Here is a 23,979-nt window from a genome sequence, read left to right as displayed (position 1 = left end):
CCCCGTCAGCCGTCAACACATCAGACAACAAAAAAGCCCTGAGCCGCGACAAGTTAGTAAACTATGTCGCGACTCAGGACATTGGTGACCCCAGCGGGATTCGAACCCGCGTTACCGCCGTGAGAGGGCGGCGTACTAGGCCGCTATACGATGGGGCCGTCACTGCAACCGTTCAAGTATGCCATGACCCCACAGTGCATCAAAATCGAAGCGCAGGGCTGCTTCATGCTCACGGCAGCATGTACTCGGATCGCTCCCACAGTTCACGCGCGATGTCGGAATCGTGGACGAGCGGGTTGACCTTGCCAGCGATTGTGCGCGACTCGTAATACGCACCGGGCACGAATGTTGAGGCGGCATCGCCCTCCGCGAGCCAGACGAGTTGATCGGCGCCCTTCTCGGGAGAAGACGTGAGCAGCTTCCGCAATGGCCCGTGATAAAGGAAGCGCATCACATGGTTCGTCTCGCCGGCGAAGCCTGTGCCGACGACACCCGGATGGAAGGCAACGGCGGCAATGCCCTGCTCTCCGTATCGGCGCTGCAGCTCCTGAGTGAAGAGGATGTTCGCGAGCTTGGCATTGCCATATGCCTTTAGCGGATTGTAGGCGCGTGCATTCTGCAGATCGTCGACGTCGAACCTCGCGAACATGCGTGCGGCTACGCTGGCCGTCTGGATCACCGTCGCCCCGCCGGCGATGAGCGCTGGCATCAGCAACTCAGTCAGCAGGAATGGCGCGAGGTGATTCACCTGGAACGTGCGTTCGAACCCGTCCGCGGTGAGCGCGCGGTCGCTCATCATGCCACCGGCATTGTTCGCGAGCACGTCGATCCGGGGGTGCGCCGCGAGCAGCTGGTCGGCAAGCTCTCGCACCTCAGACAAATCGGAGAAATCAACCAGGTGACTCGTCGCACCCAGTTCATCTGCGATCGCGCGCGTCTTCTGCGGCGATCGACCGACGATGACGACCTGGTGACCGTCCTGGGTCAGCTGACGCGCAGCCGCGGCACCGATCCCATCACTGCCGCCGGTGATGACGATGACTTTCCGCACGATCTCCTCCTGAACACGCAGCCGCTCCCGCTGAACATCATCAGCATGGATGACGAAGGCCCCCCGATTTCTCGGAGGGCCTTCATGTTGCGTGACCCCAGCGGGATTCGAACCCGCGTTACCGCCGTGAGAGGGCGGCGTACTAGGCCGCTATACGATGGGGCCGTCAGGCCGGTGAAAGCCCTTCAGACAACCGTACAAGTTTGTCATGGCGTCTCCCCCGACTCCAAATCACGAGACCCCTCCGCGCAATACGGCGTGTCGTGGGCACGGCCTCTGCCCGGCGATACGCAGACTTGTCGCGCGGCGCGTCGAGGTGTTGACTCTGCACATGCGTCTCACCAAATTCGAACACGCCGCGCTCCGGATCGATGAGGCCGGGCAGACGCTGGTGATCGATCCCGGCTCGCTCACGCTGCCCCTCGATGACCTTGGCAGCATCGTTGCCGTCGTCATCACGCACGAGCACCCGGATCATTGGACTACGGCGCACCTCGATCGCATCCTGCGTGCAGCTCCTGGCACACCGATCTTCAGCACCGCCGGCGTTGCCGCCGCCGCCGAGGGATACGAGATCACAGTTGTCGCCCCTGGCGAGACGCGCACCGCGGGCGCTTTCACGCTCCGCTTCTTCGGCGGCGAACACGCCGTGATCCATTCGTCGGTCCCCATGGTGGAAAACCTCGGCGTGCTCGTCAACGACGATCTCTATTACCCCGGTGACTCCTACGCGATTCCAGAAGGCGTGACGGTCAAGTCGCTGGCTGCGCCGTCGGGTGGCCCCTGGCTGAAGATCGGCGAAGCGATCGACTTCGTCTTGGCGGTGGCGCCTCGCCAATGCTTCGGCACCCACGACATGGGACTGTCCACGATCGGACGGAACATGCATCGGCAGCGCCTGCAGTGGGCCACCGAGCAGAACGGCGGAGAGTTCTTCGAACTCGACCCCGGCACGTCGCTCGACGTGTGAGGTTCTGCGCGCTCTCAGTCCTGCGCGCTGTCAGTCCTGCGCCGCGCGCACCCGCAGTTCACGAGCCAGATCGTCTCGCTGCTCGATGACGATTCGGCGGAGCGCCCCGGGGGCATCGGCGTTCTGGCTGAGCCACGCATCCACGTCATCTGTCGAGTCGGATGCAGGGAACAGTCCGATGACCAGGCGTCGCGCGAGCTCGATGCTTCGCTCTGCCCATACGGCGCGCAGACGAGAGAAGTACTCGGCGTCGAACGCGTCAATGAGATCACGGCGACCCCCGGCCCGGAAGCCGGCGATCGTCGCATCGAGATGGTCGTTGCTCAACGACAGGTCGCCCCATGCCGTGGCCCACGCCGCCGCACGGATCTCAGCGTCGGGACGCGACGACAGCGCGCAGATCTCGGCGGTGCGACCGGTCGCGGTGTCATCCCGCTTCCGCTCGACCGCGATCTCCTCGGCTCCCGCGTGTCCAGTGGCTGCGAGAGCGGTGAGCAGGAGCCAGCGCAGGTCCGCATCGATCGGCAGTCCCTGCGGCGCTTCGCCGCCCAAGATGGCCTTGATGTTCTCAGCGAAAGCATCGTCATAGGCGGATGCTGTGGCGAACGCTCGCGCCCATGACAGCTGCGCATCGCTGCCGGCATCCGCCGACTGCAGAGCCGACCAGGTCGCCTCCACCCATGTGCGGCGCGCGGCAGCGCGTCCATCGTCGCGCGTGTAGTGATGCACGGCGAACGCGGCGTTCAGGAGCACAGCACTCAGCAGCGCCACATTCGGCTCAGCCGGGGCATGCCGGCGGACGATCTCGAGATAGCGCTCGACGGGCAGCTCGCCATCGCGCGTGGCGTTCCACAGCGACGACCAGATCAGACCGCGCACCAGGTCGTCGGTGAGAGTCGACAGCGATTCAGTGACGGATGCCAACGAGCGCTCATCCAGTCGCACCTTGGCGTAGGTGAGGTCATCATCGTTGAGCACCGTGAGGTCGGCATCCGGAATCTCGACCTCGGTGCGCTCCTCGTGGATGCCGAGCTCGATGCGCTCGCGAAGACGGAGGCCGCTTTCGGTCTGGTCGTAGAGGCCGATGCGCAAACGGTGCGGGCGCGGTGCGACCTCGCCGCTGTCCTGCACGAGGAAGCGCCGCCCCTCGGCATCCGTCTCCAGCCACAGCGCCGAGACGCCGCTGGTCTCGAGCCATGCGCGCGACCAGGCGCGGAGGTCCTCACCTGAGACCGCCTCGAGCTCATCAAGAAGATCATCGAGGGTGGTGTTGCCGAACGCGTGCGCGGCGAAGTAGCGACGCGCCCCCTCGAAGAAGGCGTCCTCACCGACGAATGCGACAAGCTGCTTCAGAACAGCCGCACCCTTCGCATAGGTGATGCCGTCGAAGTTCAGCTTGGCCGCCTCGAGGTCGGGAATGTCAGCGACGATCGGATGCGTGGTGGGCAGCTGATCCTGGCGATATGCCCAGGTCTTGCGACTGTTCGCGAAGCGTGCCCAAGCGTCGGTGAAACGGGTCGCGGCAGCGGATGCATGCGCACCCATGTAATCCGCGAACGACTCCTTCAGCCAGAGATCATCCCACCAGCGCATGGTGACGAGGTCACCGAACCACATGTGCGCCATCTCGTGCAGGAGCGTGTTCGCCCGTGCACCACGCTGCGCATCGGTCGCGGCACCGCGGCTGATGTACGCCTCGGTGAACGTCACCAGCCCCGGATTCTCCATCGCACCGAGGTTGTACTCGGGAACGAAGATCTGGTCGTATTTGCCCCAGGGGTACGGGTAGGCGAAGGCATCGGTGAAGAAATCGAGTCCCTGTCGGGTGATCTCGATGATCTCGTCGCCCTCGAGGTATTCGGCGAGCGACGCACGGCAGAGCACGCCCAGGGCGATCTGCTGCTCATCGCGGCGCCATTCGCCGTCCAGACGCGCATACGGACCTGCCGCCACGGACGTGATGTAGCTCGAGATCGGCAGAGTGGGCTCGAACTCCACCCGCTGCATCCCGATGCCCTCGTGCACGCGCGCAGGCGACTGGTTCGACAGCACGTGCCAGCCGGCGGGTGCTGTCACATCGAAGGTGAAGGCCGCTTTCATGTCCGGCTGCTCGAAGCAGGCCATCACGCGCCGCGAGTCTGCAGGTTCGTACTGCGTGTACAGGTACGTCTCCCCGTCGACAGGATCGTGGAAGCGGTGCATCCCCTCGCCCGAACGGCTGTACGCGGCGATCGCCTCGATGCGCACCGTGTTCTGCGCCGTCAGCCCGTCGATCAGGATTCGCGCCCCGTCATAGCGCACGTCGCGGTCTTCGTCGTTGACCACCACGCGCGACACGGATTCGCCGATGAAGTCGACCCAGGTCTCACCCTCGCGAGCGTCGAAGCTCAACGTGGTGATGGTCGGGAAGCCCGTGCGCGCCCGCTCGGGTGCGCCGGTGAGGTCAAGTTCGACTCGGATGTCGCGCAGGGTGATCGACCCGGCGCGACGAGCGGTCTCTTCGCGGGTGAGGTTGGCGGAGCTCATGATTCCATCGTGTCATGTCCGAGCGGGCCGGACGATCCGGGTCAGACGTTCGCGGCGACCGCTGCGCGTGACAGCGCTTGCTCCAAGTCGGCGAAGAGGTCGTCGACGTTCTCCAGCCCGACGGACAACCGCACGATGTCGGCACCGGGGCGCGCATCGGCTGCCACGGGCCTGTGCGTGAGGGCGGCCGGATGCTGAATCAGCGAGTCCACGCCACCGAGCGAGACGGCGTGGGTGAACAGGCGCACCGCCCCCGTCATCGCCTCCGCCGCGGCATACCCTCCGGCGAGCCGGATCGCGATCATCGCTCCACCGCCGCGCATCTGCCGACCGATCAGTCCACGCGAGTCACTGAGCTCCGGATAGAACACCTCGGAGACGGCAGGATTGTCCTGCAGGCGAGCGACGAGAGCACGTGCACCCTCCTGCTGCGTCTGCATCCGCACCGGAAGCGTCGCGAGTCCGCGATGCAGCAGGTACGCGCCGAGGGGGTGCAGGAGAGCACCGGTGATCGCACGCACGCGGCGCAGCGCTGCCGCTGTCTCTTCAGAGCACGCGATCACTCCCGCGATGACGTCGCCGTGGCCGCCGATGTACTTGGTCGCGCTGTGCAGCGACATCGCCGCACCGAGGTCGAGGGGGTTCTGCAGCAGGGGCGTCGCGAAGGTGTTGTCCACGAGCACCGGAACGCCTGCGGACTGCGCGACGACCGCGGCGATGTCCACCAGGTCGAGCGTGGGGTTGGCGGGCGTCTCCAGCACAATCATCCCGGTGTCTGGACGGATGCTGTCGGCCACTTCGGCCTCGTGGCAGAAAGTGACCTCCGCGCCGAGCAGGCCGGAGTCGAGCAGGTGATCGGTGCCGCCGTAGAGCGGTCGCACGGCGACGATGTGTCGTTTTCCGACTGCCGTGGTGTGCGAGAGGATCGCGGCCGTCATGGCGGCCATACCGGAACTGAACGCGACGGATGCCTCGCTGCGCTCCAGTTCGGAGAGGGCGTCTTCGAATCGGGCGACGGTGGGGTTCCACAGACGCGCATAGACGTTTCCGCCATCGGGAAGCGGGTGCCCCCCGGTGGCCATCGCCTCATACGAGTCTCCGCCGTGCAGGATGTCGGGCAGCGGGTTGGTCGACGAGAGGTCGATCGGCGCGGCATGCACGCCCAAGGCACCGAAATCGGAACGGCCAGCGTGAACAGCGACGGTGTCAGGGTGCAGGGGAAGATCAGCCATACAGCCATGTTGCGTGCTTCAGCGAAGAACGTCCAGCCAAATTACGGCGATATGGTCAGATATGCAGATATCTTGTTCTGCGAACAATGAACGTCCGATGCGGGGAGGCACAATTGGTTGCGGCACAGCGAGGCGCCGGTGCGGTCGATGAACTCGATCTGCGTATTCTCGCCGACCTCGTGGATCGGCCGGAGGCGACGGTGAAGGAGATAGCCACGACGCTCGACATCCCGGCATCCACCTGCGCGTTCCGCCTGCGGTCGCTGCGCTCTCGCGGCGTGATCTCGAATCCTCGGGTGCAGATCGATCCCGTTGCCGTCGGGGCACCCGTGCAGGCCATGATCCGCGTGCGTCTCGGCACGCACAACAAGGTCGGCGTGGAGACGCTCTTCGACTCTCTGACCGCGACGACGGGTGTGCTGCAGGTCTTCCATATCGCCGGCGCCGATGACTTCATCGTGCACGTGGCGGTCGCCGATGCCAGTGCCCTGCGCGACATCGTGCTCGAGCAGATCACCGTGCATGACATCGTGCGAGCCACCGAGACCCAGCTGGTTTTCGAGCTGCGCCAGGGCGCTGGCGTCGTGTCGGCCCGCTGACGCTCAAGGAGTGCCGGCCGGTCGCTTCGACGGGCTACCCGCGCGGCCGCAGCCGCACGCTCGGCAGCGCCGGTGCGGGCAGGGGTGCACGCTGCCCTGCCGCGAAAGGCCCGAAGAGCGCCGGCTTATCGGCATCCTGCGGGTCAACCGGCTCGAAACCGAGCTCTGCCTGGTAGCGGCGTCGATACTCGACGATCTCGTCGTGGCTGCGCCCGACGAAGTTCCACCACATCACGATCTGTTCGTTCAGCGGCACCCCTCCCAGCACGATGACCCTGGCGCCGTCGGCGCCAGCGGTGATCTGCAGCGTGTCTGCGCCGGGCGGCAGGTAGCCGAGTTCGCGGTGCCGTACTGCTGTGCTGGCAACGGTGACGTGGCCCGTCTCTGTCAGCACTGCGTGCTCGAAGTCGGAGCGGACATCGAAGTTCACCTCGGCACCGGGTTCGAGAACCACTTCCGCGCCGAGCAGTTCCGGGGTGCGCGTGTTCACCGGAGATTCCGCTCCGGCGAGTTCACCGATGAATACCCGCACCGTGACGCCGGGCAGCAGCACGGGCTCGGGCGCGTAGTGCACGAAGGTCTTGTCTGAGAAGCGGGTGGTGTCGGGCAGCGCGTACCAGAGCTGCACGCCGTGCAGCACGGTGGTGTCTTGCGAGCTGATCTCCTGGTGGGTGATCCCGCTGCCGGCGATCATGAGATTCAACTCACCCGGCAGCACCGGCGCTGCGACACCGCCCGAGTCAAGGTGGTCGATGCGCCCCGTGAACAGCCACGACACGGTGGCGAGACCGGTATGCGGATGCCGCGGCACTTCCATCCCGCCTGTTTCGGAAACGTCATCGGGCCCGTAGTGATCGAGAAAGCACCATGCGCCGACGAGCGAGCGGTGCTTCTGGGGGAGCGTGCGGTAGACGGTCATCGCGCGCGGCCCACCCAGCGGAACTTCGCGTGGAAGCAGCACCTCGACGTCGGCGGTCATGAATCGAGCGTAACTCCGCTCGGCTGGTCCTCGGCCGGTTCGGTCGATCGATCCTGCCGACGACGCAGGAGCACGATCGCGCTGACGATGGCGAGCATGATCAGCGCCCCGACGGCGAACCACCAATCGGGCACGCGGGCTGAGATGGTCGACACGGCCGTCTCCATCGCGAACTGCGTCTCGATGCCGACGACTCCACCGAGGTCCGCGGTGCCGTCGGTGACCAGAAGCAGAACGCCGAGGGTGATGGACAGCGCGCCGGTGATGATGAGCGTCCAGGAATTCTGCCAGCGCCCGATGCGCAGCATCCGCGGCCGCATCCAGGTCATCGCCTTCCCGCCGAATGCACGCCAGAGCAGTGTCAGCACGACCAGGGGCAGCACCATGCCCAACGCGTATACGGCCAGCAGAATCGCCCCGTACAGCGCAGACCCGCCGATGGAGGCGACCATGAGCACGGATCCGAGGATGGGACCGGTGCAGACCCCGGCGATCGCGTAGACGGCGCCGAGCAGGAACACCGATACCACCGAGGTGCTGTCCCGGTCGGACTTCTGCGAACGGGTGAGCCCGGGAATCGGCACCCCTAGCAGCTGCACGAGACCGACGGCGATGACGAGCACGGCGACGGTGGTGATGAGGATGCCGCGGTTCTCACCGAGCAGTGAGCCGAAAAGTCCCGAGAAGACACCGAGCGGGATCAGGGTGACCAGAAGTCCCAGCAGGAAAACGCCTGTGCGAGAGAGCAGCTTCGCTGGCGAGGTGAAGGCGTAGGCGAAGAACGCGGGCAGCAGCATCACCGAGCACGGGCTCAGCAGCGACAGGATGCCCCCCAGAAACGCCCCGATGTATCCGATATCCACAGGCTGCTACTCCGAGACCCGCGCGAGTTCCGCATCGATCACCTGTCGGAACGCCTCGATGGGCTGTGCCCCCATCACGGGAGTCTGTCCGACGAGGAAGCTTGGGGTGCTCTGCACGCCGATCGCCTGGGCCTCCTGGGCATCCGCTGCGACCGCCCCCAATATCTCTGGATCCGTCAACGATGCCTCGAACGCGGCCAGATCAGCGACGCCGACCTGACGGGCGAGCTCGATGAGTGTTGCGCGCGGCAGGTCTTTGCGACTGTCGCCCTGGTGGGCGTAGACCGCATGGTTGTATTCCCAGAACAGGCCCTGAGCGCCGGCTGCGCGGGCCGCTGCTGCAGCGTTGAAGGAGTCTTCTCCGAAGATCGGGATATCGCGCCATTCGACGCGCACCTGCCCGGAGTCGACATACTCCGCAACGATCTTCGGCAGGGTCTCCTGAGTGAAGATGCCGCAGTACGGACACCGATAGTCGGCATATTCGATCAGCACGACAGGCGCGTTAACCGGGCCCAGTGCCGTGACGTCGCCGTCGATGCGGCGCGAGAGATCGGGAACCGTCGGCGGGGTGTTCTGGTCGGCCGCTGGCGGCTGCTGCGTGCCCGGAGCTGTCGGGGCCGTCTCCGCGGGCGGCTCGCCGGGTCGGGTGAGCGACGCGATGAGAATGATGGCGATGATCGCCAGGCCGATGATGACGAGTAGAGCAACCCGACGTTTTCGGGGCGCGCGGGCAGTGGTCACGACAGGTGCCTCCAGGTTCTCGTCCACCGTATCGAGCATCGCCTATGCACCTCCTGCCAGCGGATCCCGCGCGCATGGGCGCCGCCGATCTTCGGCCGACGTTAAGACGGCTTTAAGAACTGTTTAATCACCGTCGATACCGTTCCCCCAGGGGATCTTTGCTGACCCGTCACTCGTTGTGCCAACGCAAATCACGGAGGAATTCATGGGCTTTATCAAGGCGTTCGCTGGCGCGATCGGCGGCACATTCGCGGATCAGTGGAAGGACTTCCTCGTCCCCCCGCAGGGTCTGCAGCCGACCGCGGCGATCTTTCCTGCCATGGCGAAGGGGCAGGATGCCGGTCGCGGTTCGAACGTCAAGGGCTCTGAACACATCATCACCAACGGCAGCCGCATCGTCGTACCGGAGGGATACGGACTGGTCACGTTCCAGGACGGCCAGTTGACCGGTTTCATCGGCGAGCCCGGTGGCTTCATCTTCACGTCCGAAGACCAGAACGCGAAGTCGATCTTCGCGGGCGATGGCATCCTGAGCTCCACCATCACCACCTCGTGGGAGCGCTTCAAGTTCGGCGGCCAGCCGGCCTCGCAGCAGCTCGCTTTCTACGTCAATCTCAAGGAGATCCCGAACAACAGGTTCGGCACGCAATCGGAGATCTACTGGGACGACGCCTACCTCGGCGCGCAGGTCGGGGCGATCACCCGTGGCAGCTATTCACTGCGCATCATCGACCCGATCCTCCTCGTCAAGCAGTTCGTTCCGCTCACCTATCTCAGCTACGACGCGAAAGTGTTCGACTTCTCCGACCTCGATAACGATGCCGCCAGCCAGCTCTTCAACGAGGTGGTCGGCTCACTCGCTGCCGCGTTCTCGTACTACACGAATGATCCGAGCAAGGGCAATCGCATCGCACGCATCCAGGGTGACGCGATCGGCTTCGCCCAGTCGCTGAGCGCCGCCGTAGAAGACGGATACCAGTGGTCCTCGGACCGCGGCCTCACAATCACCAAGGTCGCTCTGCAATCGATCGAATACGACGAAGACACCCGCGCCCTGCTCAGTGATGTCAAGAAGGCGGATGCTCTCGGCGGTGCACGAGGCAACTCCTTCATGCAGCAGGCTGCCGCCCGTGGTTTCGAAGCCGCTGGCTCGAACGAGGGCGGAGCCGGCGGTGGCGCCGGGATGGCGTTCCTGGGGATGGGCATGAACGCGGCCGGAGGCGCCGCTGCCGGCTTCCAGCAGCCTGCCGCCCCACCTGCTCAGGCGGCACCCGCCGCACCAGCCGCGCCCGCAGCCGATGATCCGATGGCGAAGCTGCAGCAGTTCAAGAACATGCTCGACCAGGGGCTCATCAGCGAGGCGGATTACGACGCAGCCAAGGCGAAGGTCCTCGGACTGTAGGGCCAGTATGGAGAACATCGACCCTCGCAGTCAGTCCCCGACGGCGCCGCCGGCTAGCCCTGTTGCCTCGGCACCGGCGCCCGCTGCGGCTCCCCCGCCGCCACAGGCCACGGCCCCATCACCGCCGACGACCGCGCCGCCTCCGCCGGCCCCGACGGCACCCGTCGCCTCCCCCGCGCAGCCGCCGCCCTTCCGCCCTGATCCGACGCCGCGAGTGGTGAACACTGACAAGGGCAGTCACGACGGACTCGCGAAGTGCGAGCGGTGCGGAGCAACCGAGATCGGTCTGAATGTCGCATCCGGCCTGCTGCGGTGCAATTTCTGTCGCCACGAGTGGTCGACGGAGCGCGTGTCCGAGACATTCCGGTCAGAAGCCGACATCGGGCGGCTCTCAGGCATCGTCATCGGGTCAGGATCGACGGATATCGTCCCGTCTGCCGAGCAGGTGCTGACGTTCAAGTGCAGCGCCTGCGGTGCCGAAGTGGTCATCGACACGAGGAATAGCACGCAAGCCCGCTGCCACTGGTGCCGCAACAAGCTCTCCACCAACACGCAAGTACCCAACGGCGCGGTTCCCGACATGGTCTTGCCGTTCTCGATGACGAAGGATGCGGCGGTGGCAGCGATCGCGGCGTTCGTCGGCAAGCGCAAGTTCTTCGCCCACCCGAAGTTCCGTGAGGAGTTCAACGCCGAGAACGTGATGGGCGTGTATCTGCCGTACATGGTGGTCGACATCAATGCGCACGCCGGATATATCGGCCAGGGCGAGCACCTCACCCGTTCCTACAACGTGAAGCGCGGCGATGACACGGAGTCGCGCTACGACGCTGACCTCTACGACATCGAGCGCGACTTCGACCTGCATATCAAGGGCCTGACGGTGGAATCGTCGAGTGAGCGCCGCGACCAGAACGTGCTGCAGAACACGAACAACATCATCAACACGATCATGCCGTTCGATGTCGAGAATGCGGTGCGCTACGACTCCAACTATCTGGCCGGCTTCACATCCGAACGACGCGACAGCAATGTCGAGGACCTCTCATCGATCGTGCAGACACAGGCGGAGGACGTGTCCCGGCACAGCATCCTGAAGACCCTGGGGTTCTACGATCGCGGCGTGCGCTGGGGGCGAGAGCAGGTTGACATGCGTGGCCAGCGATGGGTCGCGGCGTATCTGCCGGTGTGGCTGTACAGCTACCACGAAGAGAAACCGAACGGCAGATCGTTCTTGCACTATGTCGCCGTCAATGGCCGAACCGGCGAGACCATGGGCAGCGTGCCGTTGCACCAGAAGAAGCTGCTGTTGACGGCCGGAGCCGTGCAGGTGGCGGGCACGATCGTCTTCGCGATATTCCAGATGTTCGGTTGAGGAGGGTGAGCAGATGATGGTTTCCGGGGGCGCTCTGGCAGTGCTGTCAACCGCGCAGGTCTTCGCGGCTTCGAGTTCCGAGAACAGTTTCAGCAATCTGGGTTTCGTGTTCCTCGCGTCGGGGTTCGTGTTCTACGGCCTGATCTATTTCAAGTACCGCAACATCTCGAAGCGACACAGTCATGAAACCGAGACGGATGCGACGATGCACAACGTGCGCGGCGATGACCGTCTGGTGAAGTCGCTGAAGGGGCTGTCGCAGCCGCGGATGGCCGCGGAGAACGGTGGGGTCGTCAACGGCGTGCTGCGCCGGTTCTTCTGATCCGGCGAGTACCGGCGAGCGATTCGGGTCGCACTCCGATCCCGACAAATCTGCCGGTCAACCGGGTGAGCGCGGGGAACCGGCGCAGCATCCGCAGCGGAACAGGCAGCGGCGTTCCGGCGTCTCGCGATGCGAGGAGCGGTCGCTGCATCATCCGCTGCACGCGCTGAGTGACCCGGGTCGGAAAGCTCCGCCGTCGCTGCACCCGGCGCAGCTCGGACAGTGCGGGTGCGCCCTTTCGCACGATCGGAATGAGAATGCGTGCCGCGGCGACAGCATCCTGAATCGCAAGGTTGATGCCGACCCCACCCGCCGGCGACATCGCATGGGCCGCATCGCCGATGCAGATGAGCCCGGGAACAGCCCAGTGGCGCAGCCGCTCGAGGCGCACGCGCAACAGGAACACGTCGGCAGCGGTGAGGCCGCCGGTGGCGGCGGCAATTCGCGGTGAGATGTGCGCCAGGCGCTCGCACATATGTGTCATGTCGTCGGCGCTTCCTGTCCAGCTGCCCGCCGGGATCACATGTGCGATCTGGAAGTAGTCATCGCGATCGATCGTGATGATCATGCCCGCACCCGCCTGAATGAACGGACAGGTCTCCCCCGGCGTCTTCGGAAGCCGGAACCACAGCACGTCCATGGCCGGGGCTGCGCCTCTGGGGAAGAGTCCTACCGCGGCGCGCACGTCTGAGTCACGACCATCCGCACCGATCACGATCTTCGCCCGCACCCGCACGGGGCCTGAGGGTCCAGTCGCGCTCACGCCGACGACCCTGTCGGCCTCTCTGATGACTCCGTCGACGCGGGTGGAGCGCAGCAGGCGAAACGACGGCTGCGTCGCACAGGCGTCGGCGATCAGGTCGAGGAAATGCCATTGCGGCATGAAGGAGAGCACTTTGCGGCGGGTCGGCAGCCGGGTGAAATCCGCGAGGATGAGTTCGGTGCCGTTCCAGCTGACTCTCACTCGAGCCATGTCGTCGTGCGGCCGGGAGAGGAATTCGTCGAGCAGGCCCAAATCACCCAGGAGATCCTGCGTCGACGGATGGATGGTGTCGCCCCGGAAGTCGCGCAGGAAGTCAGCGTGCTTCTCTAGCACGACGACGTCGATGCCGGCGCGGGCGAACAAGAGGGCAGCGACGAGGCCCGCGGGACCGCCGCCAGCGATCGCGACATCCGTGGTGATGACATCCGCACCGATCCCCATACCTCTATCGTCATCCGTGTGAGGTAGCGGTGCAATCGCTTCTTGATGGGGTGTTGTTGCAGGATGGTACTGAGGACAGCACGTCCTCATCGGCCGGGGTCATCCCCGACACACGTGAGGAGAGCGCATGCGCCCGTACCTGGATAAATCCGCACCCGACGCGTGGAAGGCTGCGGGTGCGTACTCGGCCGCGATCAATGCGGAGGCGGAGCGGCTCGGCCTCACCGCGCAGGAGTCTGAGTTCATCAAGGTGCGCGCGTCGCAGCTCAACGGTTGCGCGTTCTGTCTCGACCTGCATGCGCGCGACGCGCGCGAGTCGGGCATCCCCCCGCAGAAGCTTGACCTGCTGCCGGCCTGGCGAGAATCGTCACTGTACTCCGAGCGGGAGCGCGCGGTGATCGCGGTGGCAGAGGCAGCAACGCGGATGCCGCTCAGCGAGGGCGATCGCGCCGACCTCTCGGGTGCGCGCAGCGTGCTCGGAGACGATGTCTTCGTCGCCGCGGAATGGGTTGCGCTGACCATCAACATGTTCAACCGCATCTCGATCCTCAGCGAACACCCGGTGCGGGCCCGTGGCACGGATGGGAAGCTGATCACCGAGGGCTGAGCCCCGGCCGTCCGCAGACCGCGCGGGTAAGCAGGAGTCAGCCGTGTCGAATCCAGGAGAGGATCACGCCGATCGGGATGCTGACGGTCAGCACGATGAGAAGAGCACGGTAGCCGATCAGCACCGCGCGGTGCCTTCTAGCGCCGCGCCGTCTAGCGCTCTGCCGGGTATCGCTGTCACCGACGGCCGCGAGCGAGGCGAGGAACGCGAGGACAAGGGCCGCGACCAGCAGTGCTGAGCCGACGGCGACGATCGCCGTGGCGCCGAGCAGGGTTCCGGCGATCACGCCGATGCTGCCGATGTTCCAGCACGCTAGCTGCCACCAGCCTCCGTGCCGCCGAGCATCCGCTGCCGTCCACTGCTGCCGGGCCATGCCCATTGCGACCTGTGCCACCCCGACGACCAGCACGAGGTAGGCGGCGGCCCAACTCCCCCGTGTCAGGGCCAGTGGCGCCGTCATGGCCGCTATCAATCCGCCGAGGATCACGGCCACGGTGCCGGTGACCCGCATGCCGCCTGCCGCCTTCATGAAACAGCTATCCGTCGAGGCGTGAGATCCATATCTGCACCCTACGTCTTGGAGTCCGCACCGACCGGATCCAGAAACAAGAAAACCCCCGGTGAACCGGAGGTTTCAAACTTGCTGGGGTACCTGGACTCGAACCAAGAACGACGGTACCAGAAACCGCTGTGTTGCCAATTACACCATACCCCAAGGGCGAAAACCGCAGCCTCGCACCGAGGTTCAAGCGTACCGGAGCGACGCACCGATCGCGAATCGAAGCCGTCATCCCGGGCGTGGCGCGGTTGGGTGATTCAGAGCTCGCCCATGCGGGCAGGTTTCACCCATCGCAGGAACACCGTCGACCTGGTGATGCGCGCCAGGTCAGCGAGCAGCGCGCCCACCTTTGTGCCGATGCAGAGGCTCAGGAACATCATCGGCGCCGAGACTAGCGCCTGCGCGTCGAAGCTCGCCAGAGCGACCAGGCCGATCGTCCCCGGAACGAGCAGCAGGAATGCTGGCTGGAACGACACTGTCGCTGGCACCGCCAGTGTCACTCGTTCCAGAACCCGAGCCGCGACGAACAGCACGGCGGCGGCGATGCCGGTGGCGACGACGCTCCCCACCAGCGGACTGAACAGCGTGAGCACAGCGTAGGTGCCGGTCATCACCACGATGCAGACGAGCGTGAGTCGAAAGCCCGAGCCGAACGCCAGGCCGATGCCGATCGCGAGCACGATGACCGCCAACCACGTCGCCCAGAGGGGCGGCAGCGCCTCCCAACCCGCGCGATCCGTCGTCAGCGTCACTGCTTCTCCGACCAGAGCCGCGGATGACGAATCGATCCGCAACCCGGTCAGCGTCGCGCCGGAGAAGACGCCCGCCGCCATGAAGGCCAGCATGATGAGCCCGTACATCAGTCGAGAAGCGCCGGTGACGATATCGGTAGACGTCAGTTCGAGCAGCGCGTTGGTGATCAGGGCTCCGGGCACGAGAATCGCGATCGGAGCGCACACCGCGAAAAGCGGTACGGGGCCGAGATCGAGCCCATTCGCCACCGTTCCGACGAGGATCGTCGACACGAACGCGGAGACGAACGGTGCGACGGCCGCTGCCGCCCGCACGCGCATCATCACCATCATCAATCCGCCCACCAGCAGCCCGACCAGGAAGGCGAGCGCGATCGCCCACCACGGGCAGCGGAACAGCGCCGCCAGTGAAAGAGACAGCAGCGCCGAGCCGACGACGCCCTGCAGAGCAGGCAGGCGCCGTGGCGTCGCTCGAATCGCCGCTATCCGGACCGGTGCGGTTGCCAATGACACGGTTCCCGACTCGAGATCGCGCACAAGACGGCTGGCTCGCGCCGACTGTCGGAATGTCAGCGCCTCGCCCTTGCCGATCACGGTCGTGGTCGCGGCCGACGATCCAGGACGGCTCACCATCACCAGCTCCGGAAGGATAGCGAAGTCCAGCGACGCTCCCGGGGCGGCTCTCTGGCTCACCTGTTCCAGCGAGCCGCGCACATCGGTCACCGACGTGCCGGACTGCAGAAGCAGCACACCGAGGTCGCCGAGAACGACGTCCGTCTCAGCGGCCGGCATCCCCGCATCCGTCATGCTGTATTCCCTCGGTTGCCGCTGACAGAACCGGATGCCGGGTCAGACGAGCTTCTCACCCAGCGCGCGCAACCGGCGCAGCGTCTCGTCCTTACCGAGCAGCTCCATCGATTCGAACAGCGGCGGCGAGATGCGCCGGCCCGTGAGTGCCACGCGAGGCGGACCGAATGCGATGCGCGGCTTCAGCCCCAGCGTTTCGACGAGCGCGGCAGACAGCGTCTCCTGGATCGTCGACGTCGTGAACTCCGTCACTGGCTCCAGCGCGGCGACACACGCGCCCAGCACCTCCGCCGCGTTCGCCGGCAGGCCTTTCATCGCGTCAGCGTCGTACTCGAGCTCCTCGGTGAACAGGAAGCCGAGAAGCCCCGGTGCCTCACCCAGCAGCTGCATGCGCTCCTGAACAAGCGGCGCCGCCCGGAAGGCCAGCACGATCTGCTCATGCGTCGGCTCGCCTTCGCCGAACACACCGTCGGCCGCCAGATACGGCAGCATCCGCTCCGCGAAATCCTTGCCATCCAGCATCCGGATGTGGTCGCCGTTGATCGATTCGGCCTTCTTCTGGTCGAATCGGGCCGGGTTCGGGTTGACGTTCACGATGTCGAAAGCGGCGGTGAACTCCTCGAGCGAGAAGACGTCGCGATCGGGCCCGATCGACCACCCCAGCAGCGCCAGGTAGTTCAGCAGACCCTCGTGGATGAAGCCGCGATCACGGTGCAGGAACAGGTCGGCCTGCGGATCGCGCTTGGAGAGCTTCTTGTTGCCGGTCTCGCCGAGCACCAGCGGCATGTGCGCGAAGCGGGGTACGAAGGTCGTGACGCCAGCCTCGATCAGGGCGTCGTAGAGCGCCAGCTGGCGAGCCGTCGACGGCATCAGGTCTTCGCCGCGCAAGACGTGGGTGATGCCCATGAGCGCGTCATCGACCGGGTTCACGAACGTGTACAACGGCACACCGTTCGGGCGCACGACGACGAAGTCCGGGAAGGAGCCCGCGGGGAACGTGACCTCGCCACGGATGAGGTCGACATAGGTGACGTCGTCATCCGGCACCCGAAGGCGCAGCGCGGGCTGACGCCCCTCGGCCCGGAATGCTGCCTTCTGCTCGTCGCTCAGAGTGCGGTCGAAGTTGTCGTACCCGAGCTGCTTCGCGCGCCCCGCTGCCTCGTTGCGCGCATCGATCTCGTCGGCCGTCGAATAGCTCTCGTACAGTGCGCCACTGGCCAGCAGCTTGTCGATGACTCCGCGGTAGATGTCGTGCCGCTGCGATTGACGATACGGGGCGTGCGGCCCGCCGACCTCGACGCCCTCATCCCAGTCGATCTTCATCCAGGTCAGCGCGTCGACGAGCTGGCGGAAGCTCTCTTCGCTGTCGCGCGCAGCATCGGTGTCTTCGATGCGGAAGATCAGCTTGCCGCCGTTGTGGCGCGCGTACGCCCAGTTGTACAGCGCCGTGCGCACCATGCCGACGTGCGGCAGGCCTGTCGGCGAAGGGCAGAAGCGCACACGGACATCAGATCCGGTGGCGGTGGTGGTGAGGGGATGCACGGTAGCCATATCCCCCTGATTCTATCCGGGTGCGCGCAGTGAGATGGCGATCGCCGCCGTCTGCTCCAGCGCAACATGGTCGGCCACCATGCGCGCCGCCACGATGCGGTCGAAAGCCGCACGAAAGCGCAAGCGGTCGGCATCCGTCAGCGTCCGGTAGAACGCGCCCGCACCGGCTACTCCCCCGTCCACCGACGCCCAGAGAGCCTGCGGTCTGACACGCCACGTCCACGTGAGTTCATCCACTTTCGGATTCCAGCCGGCATCGCGCAGCATCCGCTCGAAGCCCGAAGCGGTGCGTTCGAAGTCTTTGCCAGCAGGAAGTCGCGCGCTCGTCGTCGCCACCAGATCCGCCTCGGCGGTCACCTCTGACCACAATGGCGACGAGTGCGACCAGATGGTTGCGATCACGGCATCCGACGCCACACGGTACAGCTCTCGCGCGCCGTCCCTCGGATCATCGAGGTGGTTGAGCACGAAATTCGCCACGACCACGTCGAACGACTGATCCGCGAAAGGCAGGTTCGGGAGTCCGGCGTCGACAACCTGCAAGGACGGATGCTGCCGCTTCGCTGCCTCTCGCATGCTGCGATCCGGTTCGCACGCGGTGATCTGGAAGCCCGCATCTGACCAGGCGGCGGCGAGGGTCCCATCCCCGCAGCCGACGTCCAGCAGCGATCGGCCGGCGGCGAGGCCGACCAGCTCCCGCATCCGAGCGCCGGTTCCCGCGCACAGCGAAGCGTACGAGGCGGCGTATGCGTCGCCGGTTCCGATCCAGCTCATGCCGGCACGCTCTCGCGGATCCGCCCCCATGGCGACATCACGCTGATGGCGACGACGATGACAAGTGCCACGGCGCTGAGCCCGCCATAGCCGAAGTTCGTGAGCACGACTCCGGCACCGGCAGCGCCGACCGCTGCGGTGAGGCTCATCAGCGAGTCGCTGATCCCCTGCCTGCGCGGTCGCATCTCCACCGTCGATGATTCGGTCAGCAATGCGGCGCCGGCGACGGTCGCCGCGCTCCAGCCGAGACCGAGAAGAATGAGCGCGATCATCACTCCGGCAGCATGCTCTCCCGCGATGATCGCCGTGCCGAGAGACGCCGCCAGCACAGCCTGCCCGAGCAGAACGACGCGAACGCGGCCCCACCGGTCGGCGAGGATGCCGAAGACAGGCGACAGTCCGTACATCCCCGCGACGTGGAGAGCGATGGTGACACCGACCAGCAGTGTCACCTCTTCGCTCATCTCCCCAGCTCCGCCGTGACCATGCGCCATATGCGAGAGGTGAATCGGCGTCATCGCCATGACAGACGCCATCACCGCGTGTGACCCCGAGACCGCGAAGATGGCGTATCGAGCGCTCACCGGGCGGTCGACACTCGCACCGAGCGCAGCGGCGCGCGATGGCGTGGCCGCCATCTTGAGGGCGGTCAGGAGCGGGTCGGGGCGCAGCGCCACCAGGTAGAGCATGAGCGCCGCGAACTGCGCAACCAGCGCGAACAGATACGAGCCGGTGAGCGGAGGCATTCCGACCGCCTGGCCCAGGGCTTCGCCGGGAGTCAGCAGCAGCGGACCCGTGACACCGCCGATCGTCGTCGACCAGACCACGATCGACAGGTCGCGACCACGATGCTTCGGGGCTGCGAGGTCAGTGGCGGCGAACCGCGACTGCAGATTGCCGGCGTTGCCCATGCCGATCATCACGATGCCGACCAGCAGCAGCGGGAACACGCGCAGCGCGGCAGACGTGATCACCACGAAGACGCCGATAAGCGCCAGCAGATTGCCCGCGGTCAGCGAGAGGCGACGGCCACGGCGCGCGGCGAAGCGCGCCAGCGGAATCGCGAACGCCGCGGCCCCCAGGGTGACGGATGCTGTGGCCAGCCCCGACAGCGCGTCATCACCGGAGAGATCTGCCGCGAGAAGCGCGCCGAGCGACACCGTCGACCCGAACGCGATTCCACCGAGCACCTGGCCGAGGGAGAGGATCGCGACCGTGCGGCGCTGCAGCGCCGGCAGTGCGTCGGGCGTCAGAACCGTCACGAGGTCGGCACGGCGTCGCGCACAGGGTTGCGCAGGATCCCGATGCCGGGCACCTCGACCTCGACGGTGTCGCCGGCGACGAGCTCGCCGACTCCCGCGGGTGTACCGGTCATGATCACGTCGCCCGGGAGCAGCGTGAATGCGGCGGAGGCGTAGGCGATGATGTCGGCGACCGAGTGGATCATGTCGGTGAGCGGCGCCTGCTGACGCACCTCACCGTTGACACGCGTTTCAATGCGCTCTGCAGCGACATCGAACTCGGTCTCGATGACGGGACCGAGTGGGCAGAAGGTGTCGAAGCCCTTGCCGCGGGTCCACTGGCCGTCCTTGCGCTGCAGGTCGCGCGCGGTGACGTCGTTGCCGATCGTGTACCCGAAGACATAGCTGAGCGCGTCTTCAGCGCGCACGTTCTTGGCGATGCGACCGATCACGGCGACGAGCTCGCCTTCGTGCTCAGTGCGCTCGGAGATCGCCGGGCGCACGATGGTGTCGCCCGTGCCGATCACGGCGGTATTGGGCTTGAGGAACAAGAGGGGCTCCTCCGGCGCCACATTGCCGAACTCGGCAGCGTGATCGTGGTAGTTGCGCCCGACGCAGACCACCTTGGAGCGTGGGATCACTGGAGCAAGGAGCGCGACATCGGCGAACGGGATTCGCTCGCCGGTCGTCTCGAAACCGGCGAACATCGGGTCTCCATCGAGAACGACCAGTTCGCCCTGGTCGAGGATGCCGTAGCGGATGCCGTCATTGTGGCTGAATCGTGCGATCTTCACGGCCCCAGCCTAACGAGCATCCGCCGGTATGCGCCTCCCCCGTCGCCTCACTCCCGACCTTCTCGTACGCCGCCCCGTTGCCGACACCCCGTGTTCTTGCCGACACCCCGTGACATCAACGTTCACACGACGGGGTGTCGGCGCGCATGCGGGGTGTCGGCGCGCATGCGGGGTGTCGGCCGCTGAGGGCGTGGTGCTCGACGTCGAAGCGCAGAGCCGCGGTCAGCCCGGCGGATGGATGCCGAAGGCGGCGAGCCGTGATCCGAGTGCATCAGGTGACCCGATGTGCTCGTAGCCCCAGCGCGCGAAGCGCCAACCGGTCACGCCCCGGATATCGTCTTCACGTCGTTTCTCGCGAAGCACCACATCGGCTTCGGTGGCCCCTGCCCGCAGCGCAGCATCCGTATACTTCTCGGCGCCGTCGAACTCGCCGAACGCTCGAGATCGCCGGAACGCGAAGTCGAGCCAATACGAGTCACCGGCTGATCCGGTGACCGGCACCTGCAGACCGACGTTCGAATACCCCAGCCGGTCCAACTGCAGTCGACTGACGCTCTCCCCCGGAAGCTGCGCACGTCCATCCGCGAACTCAATCACCCGGCGCGCTCGACGTACACCGCGCAAACCGGGCAAGGCGAGCGACATGACATTCTCGTGCCAGGCGGCGGCTGCGTCGGCATCCATCGTCTGGCCGATCACCGACGCACGGCGCAACGCGGCATCCGCACAGGCGACACCGGTCTCTTCGCGCATGGAGCGCGCAACGTCGAACACTGTGCGATTCGGAGACGTCACGCGGATGCCGTCGATGCGAACGATGTCCCCCTCCGCTACGCGCATATCGCGACGCACGACGCCGGCCGTGATCCGGCTGTGACGAGCCCCATCGACAAGCACCTGCACCGGCAGGTCGCCGACCCCGTGGAGCGGCAATCCCCACAGCACCGCCGCCGACGCGTGTGTGAATACCGGGCCGCCGCCCGGGCTTGCAGATCGCACAGCCAGCACCTTCAGCAGGTGTCGTCCCTCCGGCCAGAGCTGTGCCCATTCGTCGGCACTCGAATACGCACCTCGGTGCAGTCGCAGCAGATCGCCGGACTCTACTGCCGTGCGAATCTGGCGGTCCGTCAAGCCGGCATCGCACAGGCTCGAACGAGATCGCACAAGCATGCGGCCCTGCGGGAGGTCGATTCGATGGCGCATCCGATGATGATCCACCCCCACATGCCTCGAAATGGTGCTTTCCACAGCCATCGAGCGCATTCGCGAAGATCGCGCGGATGTGCAGGGCGAACGAGTCTTCCCGCACACCCCGGGTTAACGTCGACACCCCGCCGTATCGACGACAACACCACGGGGTGTCGGCGATAAAGCGGGGTGTCGGCGCAGAGAGAGGCGCAGAGAGAGGCGGAGGCGGAGAGAGACGGTGGCGGATCAGGCGTCGAGGCGCACGAGCCAGCCGTGCTTGTCGTCGCGGCGACCGTACTGGATGTCGGTGAGCTCCTCGCGCAGCGAGAGGGCGAGCTCACCCAGGGGTTGAGCATCTTCGAAACCATCCGCGACGAGCGCGCCGATCGGCGTCACGACCGCGGCCGTGCCGCAGGCGAAGACCTCGACGATGTCGCCCGAAGCCACGCCGTCGCGCCACTCGCTCAGCGACACCGGGCGGCGCTCGACGGTCAGCCCGCGGTCTTCGGCGAGCTGCAGGAGCGAATCGCGCGTGATGCCCTCGAGGATGCTGTCGGACTGCGGCGTCACGATGCGACCGTCCTTGTAGACGAACACGACGTTCATTCCGCCCAGCTCTTCAATGTTGCCGTCGCCGTCGAGAAAGACGACTTGGTCGCACCCCTTCTGGCTCGCCTCGGCCTGGGGCAGCAGGCTGGAGGCGTAGTTGCCACCGGTCTTCGCGGCCCCTGTGCCGCCCTTGCCTGCGCGGGAGTATTTCGTCGACAGCCAGATCCGCACCGGCTTCACGCCGCCCGTGAAATACGCCCCAGCGGGGCTGGCGATCACGTAGTAGGCGACCTTCTTCGCCGGTCGCACACCGAGGAAGGCCTCCTTCGCGAACATGAACGGGCGCAGATACAGGCTCTGGTCGACACCGGACGGCACCCACGCGCCGTCGACAGCGATGAGCTCTCGCAGCGACTCCACGAAGTACTCCGTGGGCAATTCCGGAAGCGCGAGTCGACGCGCACTGCGCTGCAGACGTGCGGCGTTGCGGTCAGGACGGAACGTGTGCACAGAGTCGTCCGCGTGACGGTACGCCTTGATGCCCTCGAAGATCTCCTGCCCGTAGTGCAGCACCGCGGCGGCCGGGTCGAGTGGAATGGGCCCGTAGGGCTGGACTCGCGGACGATGCCAGCCGCCCTTCTCCGACCAGCAGATATCCACCATGTGATCGGTGAAATTCGTGCCGAAGCCAGGATTCTTCAGAATCTCTTCGCGCTGAGCGGGGCTCTTGGCGGCGAGGTTCTTCGTCACGGTGAACGTAAGCGGAGCGGGAGCGGTGTCGGTCATTCTGTCCTCTATCGGGATACGGCTGCGGTGCGCGTACTGTCAGGTTACGCCTGCAGACGAGCGATGATGGCGTCGCCGGCCTCGCTCGTACTGCGCGGGGTGCTGCGGTCGGCGATGTCCGCTTCGACCGCACGCTGCACGCGGGCGGCCTCGTCACGCAGGCCGAGGTGATCGAGCAGCAGCGCGACGGAGAGGATCGCCGCGGTCGGATCTGCCTTCTCCTGACCGGCGATGTCAGGAGCCGAGCCGTGAACCGGCTCGAACATCGACGGGAAGGTTCCGTCGGGATTGATGTTTCCCGAGGCGGCAAGGCCGATGCCACCGGTGACAGCGCCAGCGAGGTCGGTGAGGATGTCGCCGAACAGATTGTCTGTGACGATCACGTCGAAACGCGAAGGGTCGGTCACGAGGAAGATCGTAGCGGCGTCGACGTGCAGGTAGTCCACCACCACGTCAGGATGCTCGGATGCCACCTGCTCGACGATTCGCTGCCAGATCGCACCGGAATGCACCAGCACATTCGTCTTATGCACGAGCGTGAGCTTGTTGCGACGGCGCCCTGCGAGCTCGAATGCGTAGCGCACGACTCGTTCGATGCCGAAGGCGGTGTTCACGCTGGTCTCGTTGGCGATCTCGTGCGGCGTGCCCTTGCGGATGCTGCCGCCGTTGCCGACGTACGGGCCCTCGGTCCCCTCGCGCACGACGACGAAGTCGATCTCACCCGGTGAGGCCAGGGGCCCCGGGGCTCCGGCGAAGAGCTTGGACGGGCGCAGGTTCACGTAGTGGTCGAGCTCGAACCGCAGCTTCAACAGCATCCCGCGCTCGATGTTCGCGTCTTTGAGGCGCGGGTCGCCCGGCGTTCCTCCGACGGCCCCGAGCAGGATCGCATCATGGGACCGGATCGCTGCGAGATCATCATCGGTGAGCGTGTCGCCCGTCTCCAGGTAACGGCCAGCACCGAGCGAGAACCGCGTCTTCTCGAATGCGACGTCTCCGTCTGCGGTGACGGCGTCGAGAACGCGCTCTGCCTGAGCGACGACCTCACGGCCGATGCCGTCTCCGGGGATGACCGCCAGCTTCACGACGCGCGACATGACTCTCCTCTGC

General features: G+C 65.9%; 22 protein-coding genes and 3 tRNA genes. 6 read left to right on the top strand and 19 right to left on the bottom strand.

The genetic code is table 11. The features are described 5' to 3' along the window. Positions 1-82 precede the first annotated feature (82 nt). The 3 genes from FM104_RS08345 to FM104_RS08335 form a co-directional block, all read right to left on the bottom strand. A tRNA-Glu gene (locus FM104_RS08345) sits at positions 83-158 on the bottom strand. 71 nt (positions 159-229) lie between these two features. Beyond that, entirely contained in the window at positions 230-1,051 is an 822-nt protein-coding gene (locus FM104_RS08340; RefSeq protein ID WP_087131092.1) for an SDR family NAD(P)-dependent oxidoreductase, read from the bottom strand. Positions 1,052-1,143: 92 nt separating this feature from the next. Further along, positions 1,144-1,216 (bottom strand) — tRNA-Glu (locus FM104_RS08335). Between the two features lie 166 nt (positions 1,217-1,382). On the opposite strand from FM104_RS08335, the gene FM104_RS08330 reads away from it, so the two are divergent. Beyond that, complete coding sequence (locus FM104_RS08330) at positions 1,383-2,021, top strand: MBL fold metallo-hydrolase (RefSeq protein ID WP_087131090.1); 639 nt, start codon at positions 1,383-1,385, stop codon at positions 2,019-2,021. Positions 2,022-2,051: 30 nt separating this feature from the next. Here the strand turns inward: FM104_RS08330 and pepN are convergent, their stop codons facing one another. Next, complete coding sequence (gene pepN, locus FM104_RS08325) at positions 2,052-4,547, bottom strand: aminopeptidase N (protein WP_087131088.1); 2,496 nt, start codon at positions 4,545-4,547, stop codon at positions 2,052-2,054. 41 nt (positions 4,548-4,588) lie between these two features. Next, a complete protein-coding gene (locus FM104_RS08320) occupies positions 4,589-5,779 on the bottom strand; it encodes a trans-sulfuration enzyme family protein (RefSeq protein ID WP_087131085.1) in 1,191 nt (396 codons plus the stop codon). Positions 5,780-5,892: 113 nt separating this feature from the next. On the opposite strand from FM104_RS08320, the gene FM104_RS08315 reads away from it, so the two are divergent. After that, positions 5,893-6,378 carry an Lrp/AsnC family transcriptional regulator gene (locus FM104_RS08315; protein ID WP_256971571.1) on the top strand — a complete coding sequence of 162 codons (486 nt, stop codon included), beginning with the start codon at positions 5,893-5,895 and terminating at the stop codon, positions 6,376-6,378. A gap of 34 nt (positions 6,379-6,412) precedes the next feature. Here the strand turns inward: FM104_RS08315 and FM104_RS08310 are convergent, their stop codons facing one another. From FM104_RS08310 to FM104_RS08300, 3 genes are read right to left on the bottom strand one after another with little or no spacing between them, the layout of a single operon-like run. Continuing rightward, positions 6,413-7,357 (bottom strand): pirin family protein, encoded by a 945-nt coding sequence (locus FM104_RS08310; RefSeq protein WP_087131079.1) that lies wholly within the window; start codon positions 7,355-7,357, stop codon positions 6,413-6,415. Beyond that, positions 7,354-8,220, bottom strand: coding sequence for a cytochrome c biogenesis CcdA family protein (locus tag FM104_RS08305; protein ID WP_087131076.1), 867 nt, complete (start codon positions 8,218-8,220; stop codon positions 7,354-7,356). Before FM104_RS08305 ends, FM104_RS08310 begins: the two co-directional genes overlap by 4 nt. Before the next feature lie 6 nt (positions 8,221-8,226). Then, the gene (locus FM104_RS08300) at positions 8,227-9,003 is read right to left on the bottom strand and encodes a DsbA family protein (RefSeq protein WP_087131073.1); all 777 of its coding nucleotides are present in this window, start codon (positions 9,001-9,003) and stop codon (positions 8,227-8,229) included. Between the two features lie 166 nt (positions 9,004-9,169). Here FM104_RS08300 and FM104_RS08295 point away from each other — a divergent pair, with 166 nt between their 5' ends. From FM104_RS08295 to FM104_RS08285, 3 genes are all read left to right on the top strand, one after another. Further along, entirely contained in the window at positions 9,170-10,366 is a 1,197-nt protein-coding gene (locus FM104_RS08295) for an SPFH domain-containing protein (RefSeq protein WP_087131070.1), read from the top strand. A 217-nt stretch (positions 10,367-10,583) separates the two neighbouring features. After that, positions 10,584-11,738 carry a TFIIB-type zinc ribbon-containing protein gene (locus FM104_RS08290; RefSeq protein ID WP_256971570.1) on the top strand — a complete coding sequence of 385 codons (1,155 nt, stop codon included), beginning with the start codon at positions 10,584-10,586 and terminating at the stop codon, positions 11,736-11,738. Positions 11,739-11,751: 13 nt separating this feature from the next. Beyond that, on the top strand, positions 11,752-12,060 hold the full coding sequence (locus FM104_RS08285) for a hypothetical protein (RefSeq protein WP_087131064.1): 309 nt from the start codon (positions 11,752-11,754) through the stop codon (positions 12,058-12,060). Here FM104_RS08285 and FM104_RS08280 read toward each other — a convergent pair. Next, complete coding sequence (locus tag FM104_RS08280; RefSeq protein ID WP_087131061.1) at positions 12,032-13,264, bottom strand: FAD-dependent oxidoreductase; 1,233 nt, start codon at positions 13,262-13,264, stop codon at positions 12,032-12,034. The genes FM104_RS08285 and FM104_RS08280 overlap by 29 nt on opposite strands. A gap of 127 nt (positions 13,265-13,391) precedes the next feature. Here FM104_RS08280 and FM104_RS08275 point away from each other — a divergent pair, with 127 nt between their 5' ends. Beyond that, positions 13,392-13,871, top strand: a complete 480-nt coding sequence (locus FM104_RS08275; protein ID WP_087131059.1) for a carboxymuconolactone decarboxylase family protein — start codon at positions 13,392-13,394, stop codon at positions 13,869-13,871. Positions 13,872-13,908: 37 nt separating this feature from the next. Here the strand turns inward: FM104_RS08275 and FM104_RS08270 are convergent, their stop codons facing one another. The 10 genes from FM104_RS08270 to FM104_RS08225 all read right to left on the bottom strand — a co-directional run bounded on the left by FM104_RS08270 (position 13,909) and on the right by FM104_RS08225 (position 23,966). Then, positions 13,909-14,400, bottom strand: coding sequence for a hypothetical protein (locus FM104_RS08270; protein ID WP_087131056.1), 492 nt, complete (start codon positions 14,398-14,400; stop codon positions 13,909-13,911). A gap of 114 nt (positions 14,401-14,514) precedes the next feature. Then, a tRNA-Gln gene (locus FM104_RS08265) sits at positions 14,515-14,586 on the bottom strand. Between the two features lie 101 nt (positions 14,587-14,687). Beyond that, positions 14,688-15,989, bottom strand: coding sequence for a threonine/serine exporter family protein (locus FM104_RS08260; RefSeq protein ID WP_087131053.1), 1,302 nt, complete (start codon positions 15,987-15,989; stop codon positions 14,688-14,690). Between the two features lie 42 nt (positions 15,990-16,031). Continuing rightward, positions 16,032-17,540, bottom strand: a complete 1,509-nt coding sequence (gene gltX / locus FM104_RS08255; RefSeq protein WP_087131051.1) for a glutamate--tRNA ligase — start codon at positions 17,538-17,540, stop codon at positions 16,032-16,034. Between the two features lie 12 nt (positions 17,541-17,552). After that, complete coding sequence (locus FM104_RS08250) at positions 17,553-18,314, bottom strand: class I SAM-dependent methyltransferase (protein WP_087131234.1); 762 nt, start codon at positions 18,312-18,314, stop codon at positions 17,553-17,555. Beyond that, complete coding sequence (locus FM104_RS08245; RefSeq protein WP_256971569.1) at positions 18,311-19,576, bottom strand: MFS transporter; 1,266 nt, start codon at positions 19,574-19,576, stop codon at positions 18,311-18,313. The genes FM104_RS08250 and FM104_RS08245 overlap by 4 nt, the downstream gene beginning before the upstream one ends. Further along, positions 19,573-20,349, bottom strand: a complete 777-nt coding sequence (locus tag FM104_RS08240; protein WP_087131048.1) for a fumarylacetoacetate hydrolase family protein — start codon at positions 20,347-20,349, stop codon at positions 19,573-19,575. Before FM104_RS08240 ends, FM104_RS08245 begins: the two co-directional genes overlap by 4 nt. A gap of 222 nt (positions 20,350-20,571) precedes the next feature. Further along, positions 20,572-21,480, bottom strand: coding sequence for a hypothetical protein (locus tag FM104_RS08235; RefSeq protein ID WP_143738282.1), 909 nt, complete (start codon positions 21,478-21,480; stop codon positions 20,572-20,574). 303 nt (positions 21,481-21,783) lie between these two features. Beyond that, the gene (locus FM104_RS08230) at positions 21,784-22,872 is read right to left on the bottom strand and encodes a branched-chain amino acid aminotransferase (RefSeq protein ID WP_087131044.1); all 1,089 of its coding nucleotides are present in this window, start codon (positions 22,870-22,872) and stop codon (positions 21,784-21,786) included. 44 nt (positions 22,873-22,916) lie between these two features. Further along, complete coding sequence (locus FM104_RS08225) at positions 22,917-23,966, bottom strand: 3-isopropylmalate dehydrogenase (RefSeq protein WP_087131042.1); 1,050 nt, start codon at positions 23,964-23,966, stop codon at positions 22,917-22,919. Positions 23,967-23,979 lie beyond the last annotated feature (13 nt).

Origin of the sequence: Microbacterium esteraromaticum (assembly GCF_900163815.1) — a bacterium.
In the GTDB taxonomy this organism is placed as follows: Bacteria; Actinomycetota; Actinomycetes; order Actinomycetales; family Microbacteriaceae; genus Microbacterium; species Microbacterium esteraromaticum_B.
The sequence above is the reverse complement of the archived record's forward strand: the minus strand, read 5'-3'. Positions and strand labels throughout refer to the sequence as shown.

Coding starts and splice junctions, on each gene's coding strand:
- FM104_RS08330 (WP_087131090.1), top strand. CDS start 1,383: ATGCGTCTCACCAAATTCGAACACGCCGCGCTCCGGATCGATGAGGCC.
- pepN (WP_087131088.1), bottom strand. CDS start 4,547: ATGAGCTCCGCCAACCTCACCCGCGAAGAGACCGCTCGTCGCGCCGGG.
- FM104_RS08320 (WP_087131085.1), bottom strand. CDS start 5,779: ATGGCTGATCTTCCCCTGCACCCTGACACCGTCGCTGTTCACGCTGGC.
- FM104_RS08310 (WP_087131079.1), bottom strand. CDS start 7,357: ATGACCGCCGACGTCGAGGTGCTGCTTCCACGCGAAGTTCCGCTGGGT.
- FM104_RS08300 (WP_087131073.1), bottom strand. CDS start 9,003: ATGCTCGATACGGTGGACGAGAACCTGGAGGCACCTGTCGTGACCACT.
- FM104_RS08295 (WP_087131070.1), top strand. CDS start 9,170: ATGGGCTTTATCAAGGCGTTCGCTGGCGCGATCGGCGGCACATTCGCG.
- FM104_RS08285 (WP_087131064.1), top strand. CDS start 11,752: ATGATGGTTTCCGGGGGCGCTCTGGCAGTGCTGTCAACCGCGCAGGTC.
- FM104_RS08280 (WP_087131061.1), bottom strand. CDS start 13,264: ATGGGGATCGGTGCGGATGTCATCACCACGGATGTCGCGATCGCTGGC.
- FM104_RS08275 (WP_087131059.1), top strand. CDS start 13,392: ATGCGCCCGTACCTGGATAAATCCGCACCCGACGCGTGGAAGGCTGCG.
- FM104_RS08270 (WP_087131056.1), bottom strand. CDS start 14,400: ATGAAGGCGGCAGGCGGCATGCGGGTCACCGGCACCGTGGCCGTGATC.
- FM104_RS08260 (WP_087131053.1), bottom strand. CDS start 15,989: ATGACGGATGCGGGGATGCCGGCCGCTGAGACGGACGTCGTTCTCGGC.
- gltX (WP_087131051.1), bottom strand. CDS start 17,540: ATGGCTACCGTGCATCCCCTCACCACCACCGCCACCGGATCTGATGTC.
- FM104_RS08250 (WP_087131234.1), bottom strand. CDS start 18,314: ATGAGCTGGATCGGAACCGGCGACGCATACGCCGCCTCGTACGCTTCG.
- FM104_RS08230 (WP_087131044.1), bottom strand. CDS start 22,872: ATGACCGACACCGCTCCCGCTCCGCTTACGTTCACCGTGACGAAGAAC.
- FM104_RS08225 (WP_087131042.1), bottom strand. CDS start 23,966: ATGTCGCGCGTCGTGAAGCTGGCGGTCATCCCCGGAGACGGCATCGGC.